This is a genomic window from Primorskyibacter sedentarius, from assembly GCF_004342065.1.
Lineage (GTDB): Bacteria > Pseudomonadota > Alphaproteobacteria > Rhodobacterales > Rhodobacteraceae > Primorskyibacter > Primorskyibacter sedentarius.
Genome location: NZ_SLZU01000002.1, coordinates 261,523 through 272,502, shown reverse-complemented (window position 1 = coordinate 272,502; position 10,980 = coordinate 261,523). Strand labels below are relative to the sequence as shown.

10 protein-coding genes are annotated in these 10,980 nt (G+C 60.8%); 4 read left to right on the top strand and 6 right to left on the bottom strand.

Going from position 1 to position 10,980, the window contains the following annotated elements; genetic code table 11:
* The first annotated feature begins 22 nt into the window (after nt 1–22).
* The 3 genes from trxA (at nt 23) to hslU (ending at nt 2,424) form a co-directional block, all read left to right on the top strand.
* Nucleotides 23–343: a thioredoxin gene (gene trxA / locus EDD52_RS05150; protein WP_132242526.1), complete on the top strand. Its 321-nt coding sequence runs from the start codon at nt 23–25 to the stop codon at nt 341–343.
* Nucleotides 344–484: 141 nt separating this feature from the next.
* On the top strand, nt 485–1,051 hold the full coding sequence (gene hslV / locus EDD52_RS05145; protein ID WP_132242524.1) for an ATP-dependent protease subunit HslV: 567 nt from the start codon (nt 485–487) through the stop codon (nt 1,049–1,051).
* 65 nt (nt 1,052–1,116) lie between these two features.
* Nucleotides 1,117–2,424: an ATP-dependent protease ATPase subunit HslU gene (gene hslU, locus EDD52_RS05140; protein WP_132242522.1), complete on the top strand. Its 1,308-nt coding sequence runs from the start codon at nt 1,117–1,119 to the stop codon at nt 2,422–2,424.
* A 96-nt stretch (nt 2,425–2,520) separates the two neighbouring features.
* Here the strand turns inward: hslU and EDD52_RS05135 are convergent, their stop codons facing one another.
* The 5 genes from EDD52_RS05135 to pip form a co-directional block, all read right to left on the bottom strand.
* Complete coding sequence (locus tag EDD52_RS05135) at nt 2,521–4,065, bottom strand: ABC transporter substrate-binding protein (RefSeq protein ID WP_132242521.1); 1,545 nt, start codon at nt 4,063–4,065, stop codon at nt 2,521–2,523.
* An 80-nt stretch (nt 4,066–4,145) separates the two neighbouring features.
* Entirely contained in the window at nt 4,146–5,795 is a 1,650-nt protein-coding gene (locus EDD52_RS05130) for an ABC transporter ATP-binding protein (protein ID WP_132242519.1), read from the bottom strand.
* A gap of 4 nt (nt 5,796–5,799) precedes the next feature.
* On the bottom strand, nt 5,800–6,972 hold the full coding sequence (locus EDD52_RS05125; protein WP_132242517.1) for an ABC transporter permease: 1,173 nt from the start codon (nt 6,970–6,972) through the stop codon (nt 5,800–5,802).
* On the bottom strand, nt 6,969–7,967 hold the full coding sequence (locus tag EDD52_RS05120; protein ID WP_132242515.1) for an ABC transporter permease: 999 nt from the start codon (nt 7,965–7,967) through the stop codon (nt 6,969–6,971). Before EDD52_RS05120 ends, EDD52_RS05125 begins: the two co-directional genes overlap by 4 nt.
* A 93-nt stretch (nt 7,968–8,060) precedes the next feature.
* Nucleotides 8,061–9,032: a prolyl aminopeptidase gene (pip, locus tag EDD52_RS05115; RefSeq protein ID WP_132242513.1), complete on the bottom strand. Its 972-nt coding sequence runs from the start codon at nt 9,030–9,032 to the stop codon at nt 8,061–8,063.
* A 48-nt stretch (nt 9,033–9,080) separates the two neighbouring features.
* Between pip and ubiG the strand changes: the two genes are divergently transcribed.
* Nucleotides 9,081–9,830 carry a bifunctional 2-polyprenyl-6-hydroxyphenol methylase/3-demethylubiquinol 3-O-methyltransferase UbiG gene (gene ubiG, locus EDD52_RS05110; protein WP_132242511.1) on the top strand — a complete coding sequence of 250 codons (750 nt, stop codon included), beginning with the start codon at nt 9,081–9,083 and terminating at the stop codon, nt 9,828–9,830.
* Nucleotides 9,831–9,990: 160 nt separating this feature from the next.
* On the opposite strand, the gene EDD52_RS05105 is transcribed toward ubiG, so the two are convergent.
* A complete protein-coding gene (locus EDD52_RS05105) occupies nt 9,991–10,944 on the bottom strand; it encodes a magnesium transporter CorA family protein (RefSeq protein ID WP_132242509.1) in 954 nt (317 codons plus the stop codon).
* Nucleotides 10,945–10,980: the final 36 nt, after the last annotated feature.

Below are 10,980 nucleotides of genomic sequence, written 5' to 3'. Positions count from 1 at the left end.
GAATCCCCCTAGGAGACATTCAATGGCAACCGTGGCAGTGACCGACGACACGTTCGACGCCGAAGTGAAAAATTCCGAAATCCCCGTTGTCGTGGATTTCTGGGCCGAATGGTGCGGTCCTTGCAAACAGATCGGTCCGGCTTTGGAAGAGCTGGCGACAGAGATGGACGGCCAGGTCAAGATCGCCAAGGTCGATGTCGATTCCAACCCCAATGCAGCTGCTGCAATGGGCGTGCGCGGCATCCCCGCCCTGTTCATCTTCAAGGACGGGCAGGTCATCTCCAACCGCGCTGGCGCTGCACCCAAGGCCGCGCTGGAAAGCTGGATCAAAGAGTCGATCTGATCGGCTACTTCAGAAACTGAACGATCAAGGGCACCCTCGCGGTGCCCTTTTTCTTGGCGCGCCGCGTTGCGTTGATGCGGCCACCCTTGCACCACGCCGCCTTGCCCGCCATATACCCCGGAGAAGGAACGGAGGCCCGACATGGCAGAGAACGACTTTCCCGGTTGGCACGGAACGACAATCATCGGCGTCCGCAAGGGCGGCCGGGTCGTGATTGCAGGCGACGGGCAGGTCAGCCTTGGCCAAACCGTGATCAAGGGCACTGCCCGCAAGGTGCGGCGCATTTCGCCGGGCGGGTACGATATTGTCGCGGGCTTTGCCGGATCCACCGCCGACGCCTTCACCCTGCTGGAGCGTCTGGAAACCAAGCTGGAAGCAACGCCGGGCCAGTTGCAGCGAGCCAGCGTCGAACTCGCCAAGGATTGGCGGACTGACAAATACCTCCAGAAGCTCGAAGCGATGCTGATCGTGACCGACGGGACAGAGCTTTATGTCATCACCGGTGCAGGCGACGTGCTTGAACCCGAACATGACGTGACCGCGATCGGGTCGGGCGGGAACTACGCGCTTGCCGCCGGGCGCGCCATGATGGAATCCGAACTCGACGCCGAAAGTATCGCCCGCCGCGCCATGGCGATTGCGGCTGATATCTGCGTCTATACCAACGGGAACCTCACGGTCGAAAGCATCAGTGGCCAGGACGCATAACGCCGACGTCCCGCCACCTGTCCCACGAAATCCAACCCGGCCTGCCTGTTTCAAAAGGAACCGCAATGACTGACCTGACCCCTCGCGAAATCGTCTCCGAGCTTGACCGGTTCATCATCGGTCAGAACGATGCGAAGCGCGCCGTGGCCGTGGCCCTGCGCAATCGGTGGCGGCGCAAGCAACTGTCTGACGATCTGCGCGACGAGGTTTATCCCAAGAACATCCTGATGATCGGCCCGACCGGTGTGGGCAAGACAGAGATCAGCCGCCGCCTTGCAAAGCTTGCGCGTGCGCCGTTCATCAAGGTGGAGGCCACGAAATTTACCGAAGTGGGCTATGTCGGGCGCGACGTGGAACAGATCATCCGGGATCTTGTGGATGCCTCTATCGCCATGACGCGTGAAAACATGCGCGAGGACGTCAAGGCAGCCGCCCACCATGCCGCCGAAGAGCGCGTTATCACCGCCATTGCCGGTGAAGATGCCCGCGAAGGCACGCGGGACATGTTCCGCAAGAAGCTGATCTCGGGCGAGTTGGACGGCACCGAGATCGAGCTGGACCTGCTCGATACTTCCAACCCGATGCCGATGCTGGACATTCCCGGTCAGCCCGGCGGCAATATGGGCATGATGAACCTTGGCGACCTGTTTGGAAAAGCCTTCCAGGGCCGGACGACGCGTAAACGCCTGACTGTTGCCCAAAGTTATGAGGCGCTCATATCCGAAGAGGCTGACAAGCTCTTGGACGATGAAACGGTCAAGACCGCAGCGTTGGAAGCCGTTGAACAGAACGGCATCGTTTTCCTTGACGAGATTGACAAGGTTTGCGCCCGCAGTGACGCCCGTGGTGGCGATGTCAGCCGCGAAGGGGTGCAGCGCGATCTTCTGCCGCTGATAGAGGGCACGACGGTCAGCACAAAACACGGGTCGGTCAAGACCGACCATATCCTGTTCATCGCCTCCGGCGCGTTTCACATCGCCAAGCCTTCGGATCTTCTGCCGGAACTTCAGGGGCGCCTGCCGATCCGGGTCAACCTGCGCGCCCTGACCGAGGCTGATTTCGTCCGGATCCTGACCGAGACCGACAACGCCCTGACACGCCAGTACACCGCCCTGATGGCCACAGAGGAGGTCAGCGTCGATTTCACGGACGAAGGGATTTCCGCGCTGGCCAAGATCGCGGCCGAGGTCAACCAGACGATCGAGAATATCGGCGCCCGGCGGCTTTACACGGTGATGGAACGGGTGTTCGAGGAACTTTCCTTTGAGGCGCCGGACAAGTCCGGCCTCAGCGTCACGGTTGATGCCGATTTCGTCGAGAAACATCTGGGCGAGCTGACACGTTCCACCGATCTGAGCCGCTACGTTCTCTGACAGCATGTCGGCAGGGGTTGGGCGCCAGATACCTACCCCGAGACAGCAAAAAGCCCCGCGTGATGCGGGGCTTTTCTTTTGTGGAAGCAGTGTGGCTTACGCCATCCACCAGCGTTCCATCATGCGGCTGCCGTCCATCTGGAAAACATTCCCGATGGTGCCGGAATTCGCCAGTTTGGTCGAATGTGCGTCAACATAGTTGGCGTACATCGGAACCACGGTGCCGCCTTCGGAGGAACACAGCATCTGCATCTCCGTGTACATCTCCTTGCGCTTGGAACTGTCAAGCTCGGCACGTGCCATGAGCAGAAGCTCCTGGAAGCGGTCATTCTCCCAGCCTGTGTCATTCCACGGCACGCCCTTCTCATAGGCAGAGGAGAACATCCAATCCTCGGTCGCACGGCCGGACCAGTAGCAGGCACACCACGGCTTCTTCAGCCAGACATTCGACCAGTACCCATCCGCAGGCTCCTGAACGACGTTGATGTTGATGCCAGCGGCCTTGGCCGATGCCTGATACAGCTGCGCCGCGTCCACGGCCCCTTGGAAGGCGCCATCAGATGCAGACAGATCGACGCTGAGACCGTCCAGCCCCGCTTCGGCCAGCAGAGCCTTGGCCTTGTCCGGGTCATAATCGTTCTGCGGCAAATCAGAGGCGAAATACTGGTTGGCAGGGCCGATCGGGTGGTCGTTGCCAACCGCACCGTGGCCAAGCAGGATCTTGTCGACCATCTCTTGCCGGTTGATCGCGTGCTTGAGCGCCTGACGGACCTTAAGATCGCTGAACGGATCCAGCTTGGTCAGCATCGGGAAGGTAAAGTGCTGGTTGCCCGTCACTTCAAGGATTTCGACGTTCGGGTTGGCCTTCAGCAACGCCTCGGTCTTGAAATCGACGCGGTTCACGGCGTCGACCTGTCCGGTCATCAGCGCGTTCATGCGGGCCGAGGAATCGTTGATCGCGATCACCTCGATCTGATCGAACCAGCCGGCCTTGCCATCCTTGTAATGCCCGTCGACGCGGCTAAGCAGCGTGCGCACACCGGGATCGAAGGATTCGACCTTGTAAAGACCGGTGCCGATGCCGTTTGCGATGGCCTCGTCGATCTGGCCCGCCGGGAACATCAGCAGGTGGTAATCCGACATCAGGAACGGGAAGTCTGCGTTTCCGGCGGCGAGGGTGAAGACGATCTCGTGATCGTTGACCTTCTTGATCTCTGTGATCGCGGAAACAAGCGGCTTGGCGGCGGATTTCGCCCCTTCGGCCGTGTGCATGTTCAGCGAGGCGATGACGTCATCCGCGCCGAAGGCCTTGCCGTTGTGGAATGTCACACCCTGACGCAGCTTGAACGTCCAGGTCTTCGCATCTGCCGAGGCTTCCCAGCTTTCGGCCAGCTCGCCGACAAGCTCGCCGCTCGCGGACACCTCTGTCAGGCAGTCGAATACCGCGCCATGAGCGGTCATGATCATGTAGCTGTCTGAATGGGTACGGCCGTCCCAGGAATCGGACGTATTCGCGCCCGCGATACCAAGGCGCAGCATGCCGCCGCGTTTGGGTTCCGCCCGAAGGGGCAGGCCGGTTGCCGCCAGCACACCCGCAGCTGCACCGGTCTTGAGCAGTCCGCGTCTACTAATACTCATCATCTTTCGTAGTCTCCCTGTTATTTCCTATCGCGGATTTCCCGCGAATTTTTGCACCCGTACCGTCAGGCGGGGGGTGATTCTCATCCCATCTTATCAACAGCCGCGTCGCCGATGTTATCAACTCCACGTTCTTTCAGCAGATTCGACAGCCAATCCGGGTCCATCTCCGGTACGGAACTGAGCAGAAGATCGGTATAGGCGTGATGCGGCGGGCGGAACATTTCGGCCTTCGGGCCCTGCTCGATCACCTTGCCCTCTTTCATCACGACCACCTCGTCGGCGATGGACCTTACGGTGGCCAGGTCATGCGTGATGAACATGTAGCTAAGCTTCAGGTCATCCTGCAAACGCGCAAGCAGTTTCAGGATACCCTCGGCAACCAGTTGGTCCAGCGCGCTGGTGACCTCGTCGCAGATGATGAATCGCGGCTCTGCCGCCAGTGCGCGTGCGATGCCGATGCGCTGTTTCTGGCCACCGGACAGTTCCGATGGCAACCGGTCGAAATACTGATCTGCGGGCAGCTCGATCTCGTCCAGAAGCTGCTCTACCCGGCGCCGTTTCTCGCGACCGCGAAGGCCCATGTAGAACTGGACCGGTCGGCCGATAATCTCGCCGATGCTCTTGCGCGGGTTCAGCGCGGTATCGGCCATCTGGTAGATCATCTGCACCTGCCGAAGCTGGTCCTTGCTGCGCTTGCGGTAATCGGCGGGCATCTCGACCCCGTCGAACTGGATCGACCCGCTCAGCGGCGGCAACAATCCGGTGATGCAGCGCGCGGTCGTGGATTTGCCGGACCCGCTCTCTCCCACAACGGCGACGGTCCGGCCCTCGTGAATGTCGAAACTGACATTCTGCAGCACCTTCACCTTGCCGTAGGCCGCAGTCACCTTTCGGACGGACACGACGGGGGTAGCGCCCGCGGCGACGGCCGGTTTCTGCGGGCGCTTGAATTCGCGGACGGCCCAAAGGCTCTTGGTGTAATCCTCTTTGGGATGGGACAGCATTTCGCGGGTCTCGGCCTCTTCGACCTCGTCACCCTTCAGCAAAACCTTGATGCGGTCGGCCATCTGCGCCACCACCGCCAGATCATGGGTGATGTAGATTGCCGCCGTGTCGAACTGCTCCACGATGTCACGGATAGAGGCCAGAACCTCGATCTGCGTGGTCACGTCCAGCGCAGTTGTCGGCTCGTCAAAGATGATGAGATCGGGCCGACAGGACATCGCCATCGCCGTCATCGCCCGCTGCAACTGCCCGCCCGAAACCTGATGGGGGTAGCGAAAGCCGATCTCTTCGGGGTTTGGCAGGCGCAGACGCCGGTATAGCTCTACCGCGTCGGCGGCGCTTTCGGCACGCGACATGACCCCGTGCTGCACGGGTGCTTCGGTATGCTGGTCAATCAGCTTGTGGGCCGGGTTAAAGCTGGCAGCGGCGGATTGCGCGACATAGGCGATGCGGCTGCCCAGCAACTTGCGTTTGACCTCGGCCGAGGCGTTGACCAGATCGATGCCGTCAAATTCCACCGACCCGCCGGATATGCGCACCCCGTCGCGGGTAAAGCCCATCCCCGCCAGCCCGATGGTGGATTTGCCCGCGCCGCTTTCACCGATCAGGCCCAGAACCTCGCCCTTGCGCAGATCAAGATCCACGCCGTTGATGATCGGGTTCCAAATTTCATCCGACCGGCCCTCGATCTTCAGCCCGCGGATTTTCAACAAGAGGTCGGTCACTGTATCAATCCTTCAGCCCGGAGGTCCGGTGAAGCATCCAGTCCACCACGAAATTCACCGCCACGGTCAACAGCGCGATGGCACCTGCGGCCATCAGGGGAAGCGCGGCAGTCAGCGGTGAGAACGCCGCGAAGTTGATGAACTGCGCAAGGTCACGCACCATCGTGCCCCAATCGGCCAGCGGTGGCTGGATGCCGACACCCAGAAAACTGAGCGACGCGATGGTCAGGAAGACAAAGCAGAAGCGCAGCCCGAATTCCGCCAGCAAAGGCGCGTAGGCGTTGGGCAGGATCTCCTTGAAGATAAGGTATCTCAGCCCTTCGCCGCGCAGCTTGGCGGCCTCGATATAATCCATCACAACGATGTTCAGCCCGACCGCGCGGGCCAGTCGGAACACCCGGGTGGAATCGATCACGGCGATGATGAGGACCATGTAGACCGTCAGCAGCCATTTTTCCGACCCGGCCCAGGCGCTGGCGATGGTCATCAGCAGCAGGGCAAAGATCAGCGACGGAATGGCCATCAGCACATCCACCGCCCGGCTGAGCACCTGATCGAGCCACCCCTGCAACGTCGCGGCGAGGAACCCCAGAGAGCCGCCCAGAAAGAAGGCGATACAGGTCGTTACGAAGGCGATGCCCACGGTATTCTGCGCGCCGTAGATCAGGCGGGAGAGCAGATCGCGGCCAATCTGGTCCGTGCCCAGAAGGTGATCGGGATTGCCCCCCGTGGCAGCGTTGCCGCCGGGCAGCGCGTTGACCTGGTCAAACACCTCTGCCTGCCCATAGGGCGCGATGACGCCTGCGAAAATCGACAGGACGGCGTAGATCAGGATGACCAGAATACCAAAGCTCGCCGTCAGCGGCATTTGTCGGAACAGCTTTCTCGTACCCGCCGTGCCGACCGCGCGCCCCAGAAGGCGGAACAGCCACGCCGCGATGGCAAAGATCACAAAGCCTTGCACCGCCCAGCGGAAAAAGGTCGCCCCCGGCTGAAACCACAGCCAGACACCGCCCAACACGGCTGCGGCGGCCAGCGCGTATCCGAAAGCGACGGCGAAGGGCATGTCCCGAAAGCGCGGGCTGTTTCCGGTGATCTTCTGCCCGGCAAGTCGAAAGACCCAGCCGCTCAGGGAAATCGCGGCGAGCGCTGCCAGAATCCAGAGAATGACGCTCATTTCGGGTGCCTCAGCCGCGGATTGGAAAGGATGGACAGGATATCCGCGGTCAGGTTCAAAAGAATATAGGCCCCCGCGAAGATCAGGCAGCAAGCCTGCACCAGCGGGATATCCCGCGTTTTGACCCCGTCAACAAAGAGCTGCCCAATGCCGGGATAGACAAAGACCACTTCGACCACGACCACGCCGGTAATCAGGTAGGCCAGGTTCAGCGCGACAACGTTGATGATCGGCGCCAGCGCGTTCGGCAGGGCGTGCTTCACGATGACCCGCAGCGGCGACAGACCTTTGAGGCGCGCCATCTCGATATACGGGGAGGCGAGCAGATTGATGATCGCGGCGCGTGTCATGCGCATCATATGTGCCGTCACGACCAGCGTCAGGGTCAGCGCGGGCAGCAGGGTCTTTTGCAGGCGTTCGCCGAATTCCATGCCGTCATAGATATTGGACAGGGACGGAAGCACCGGGTTCAGCACCGCGAGGAACAGGATCAGCACATAGGCCAGAAAGAATTCCGGGCTGGAGATCGAGCTGAGCGTGAAGATGTTCGCCGCCCTGTCAAAGGCAGAGTTCCGGTAAAGCGCCGCCAGCACGCCCAACATGATCGAAAAAGGCACGGCGATACAGGCGGTTACCCCGGCCAGAAACATCGTGTTGGCAAATCTCGGGGCAATCTGCGTGGCGACGGTGACATCGCTCCCCCCGCTGTCAGCGCCGACAAAGCTGGAAAAGTTTGCCTGGGCAAAGGATGTGCCCAGATCGCCCTGCACAGCTCCCGCGAGCCAGGCGAAGTAGCGCTGTATCGGCGGCTGGTCGAGCCCGAGGTCCCGGCGGATCGACTCGATGGCCTCCGGCGTGGCGCCCTGCCCAAGGATCGCCTGAGCGAAGTCCCCCGGCAGCATGTTTACCGCGGTGAAAATGACGATGGAAACGATGAACAGGGTCAGAATACCCAAGGCGATACGTTGCAGGATAATGCGGAGTACTTGCGACACCTGACCTCTTTCGCTCGGTTGCTATCAGAGCATCAAAGCCTAACGGCTGAACGCGATCTGTAAAGCCCTTTGGTTATCAAAGGTGATATTGACTCAACGCGCGGCCAATTGATCCATCGTGCGCACAAGTTCTGCACTGATGCCGGGTTCGGACAGGGCGTGGCCTGCGTTGCGGATCATCCGCATCTCGGCGTTGGGCCAGGCCTCTGCCAGCTGCCAGGCGCGCGCGGGCGGGCAAATCATGTCATAACGCCCCTGAACAATGACGCCCGGAATATGCGCGATCCGGTCGACCTGCGCCAAGATCTGTCCGTCGAAATCAAGGAAACCGGCATTGGTGAAATAGTGGTTTTCCAACCTCGCAAAGGCGCGCGCATATTCACCGGGGGCATCGCCGCCGGATCCGCTGGAATAAACCGACGCAAGCGCATTTTCCCAAGCAGACCAAGCCTTTGCATATTGCGTCTCGATCCGGAGATCGCCACAGAAGAGTCGCTTGTGATAGGCGCCGATCATGTCGCCGCGCTCTTCCTCGGGGATCAGATCCGAAAACCGCGCCCACGGTTCAGGCCAGAAAAGCCCGGCTCCGCCACCGTAGAACCAGTCAAGCTCTGCCTGGGTCATCATGAAGACGCCACGCAGCACAAGATTGCTGACACGTTCCGGATGGGCCTCTGCATAAATCAGCGCAAGCGTGGCGCCCCAGCTGCCGCCAAAGACGATGAATTGCTCGATTTCCAGCGTGTCCCGGATGCGTTCAATGTCGGCGACGAGGTCCCATGTGGTGTTGTTCACCACGCTGGCATGGGGTCTTGAACGGCCACATCCGCGCTGATCGAACAGCACCACCCGAAACGCTTTGGGGTCAAAATAGCGCCGCATCGCCGGGCTGCACCCGCCGCCGGGGCCACCGTGCAGCACGATCACCGGAATGCCGTCCGGGTTGCCGCACTGCTCGACATAGATGGTGTGGCCGCCGCCGACCTCCATCATGCGTTGGTCGAAAGGATCGACGGGGGGATAAAGATGCTGCACTGCGCGCTTTTGGCCCGAGAATTTGTCCATATCAGTTCTATATAATCGTGCACGGACAAAGAACACAGGAACTTCGCAATGCAGGCAACACAGACAACGGTCGACCCGTCGGAAATTGCCAAATTCGAAGCGATGGCTGCCGAATGGTGGGACCCGAACGGCAAGTTCAAGCCGTTGCATATGCTCAACCCGTGCAGGCTGGATTACATCACTTCGCAGATCGCTGCGGAATTTGATCGTGATCTCAAGGAGTTGCGTCCCTTCGAAGGCTTGCGCATTCTGGATATCGGCTGTGGTGGCGGGCTTTTATGTGAACCCATGGCGCGTCTTGGGGCCAAGGTGATCGGCGCGGACGCGGCAGAGCGGAACATCCCTGTCGCACAGGTCCATGCGCAGCAATCCGGGCTGGAAATCGACTATCGCCACACCACGGCAGAGGCGATGGCAGAGGCGGGTGAACAGTTCGACGTGGTGCTGAACATGGAGGTGGTCGAGCATGTGGCCGATCCGCTCACCTATCTTACCGCCTGCAAAAATCTGTTGAAACCCGGTGGGTTACACCTTTGTTCGACGATCAATCGTAACCCAAAGAGCTTTGCCGTGGCGATCGTTGGCGCGGAATACGTCATGCGTTGGCTGCCCAAGGGCACGCATGAATGGTCCAAGTTCATCACGCCGGAGGAGCTTTTCGCGCTGTTGCGCGAGGCGGGGCTGGACCCGGTGGATCGCAAGGGCTTTGTCTTCAACCCGATCTCGTGGCAATGGAGCCTGTCTGACCGGGATCTGAGCGTCAATTACGTCACCGCCAGCCTGCGACCCGACGCCTGAGTTTGGGGCCTTTTGTGCTTTTTGTACCCCCGTTTGGTACAAAAGCCCTGTAGCCCCGCAGATCCGCCAGAATCCGACCGATCCGAGGCTGACAGGCGGCGGGTTCGGCAGGGGCTTTGCGCCGCCTCGTTCGGGAAAGATCGCGTCGTTTCGGGGGCGATCACAACCAGCCGCGACGGCGACACCAGAGATAGGGCAGAATCGCCGAAGAGGTCATGGCCAGCAACGCCAGGGGATAACCCCAGGGCCAGGAGAGTTCTGGCATGGCCGTGAAATTCATCCCGTAGATTCCGGCGATCAGCGTCGGCGGCAGCAGCACGACCGCAACGATGGAGAAGAACTTCACAATGGCGTTCTGTTCGATCCCGACCATGCCCAGGGCGGCGTCGAGGACAAACTGGATGTTCTGCGCGACAAAGCTTGCATGATCCGACAGCGAAACGATGTCGCTTGCGACGCTTTTGGCGCGCGGCCCGATCTCTGCGCCCTGAAATTCGGGCTGCACCATCAGGTAGCCGATCATCCGCCCCAGCGACACCAGACTTTCGCGCGCCTTCGCGGTGCGCCGATGCATGAGCTGGATTTCGGCCAGTACGGTCTGAAGCTCTGCCACATCGCGGCGCTTGCCCAGCTCGCCCGCCGCCGGGTGGATACGTTCCGGCATGTCATCGACCGCGTCGCCAACCGTCTCCAGAAGCTCTGCCGTGCGGTCAACAATGGCTTCGAGGAGGCCGATCAGCCCGTGCTCCCCGGAGCGGGCGGTATCGGGCATTCGGATGCAATCTGCGGCGAAGAGATCGAACACCTTGCTGTCATCATAGCGCACGGTCAGAAGCGTCTGGCGCTTCAGCACGAAGGCCACGCTCATGGTGCGCGGGGAGGGGCTGTCGCCGCGAAGGACGATCTGGGCCGCCGCAAAGACGCCATCACCGTCGCGGTAAAGCCTGCTGGAGGGTTCGATGCTGCGGATGTCGTCATGGGTCGGGATGTCGATGCCAAGCAGCGTTTCGACCTCTGCCTCATCCGCAGGCGTGGGCGAGACGACGTCGATCCACCCGCCTGTGGGCCGGCCGTCCGGGCCGGTTTTGTCGGAATGTCCGTATCGTTTCAGCATGTGCCGTGACCATCCGTGCCGTAAACTGCTGCGTGC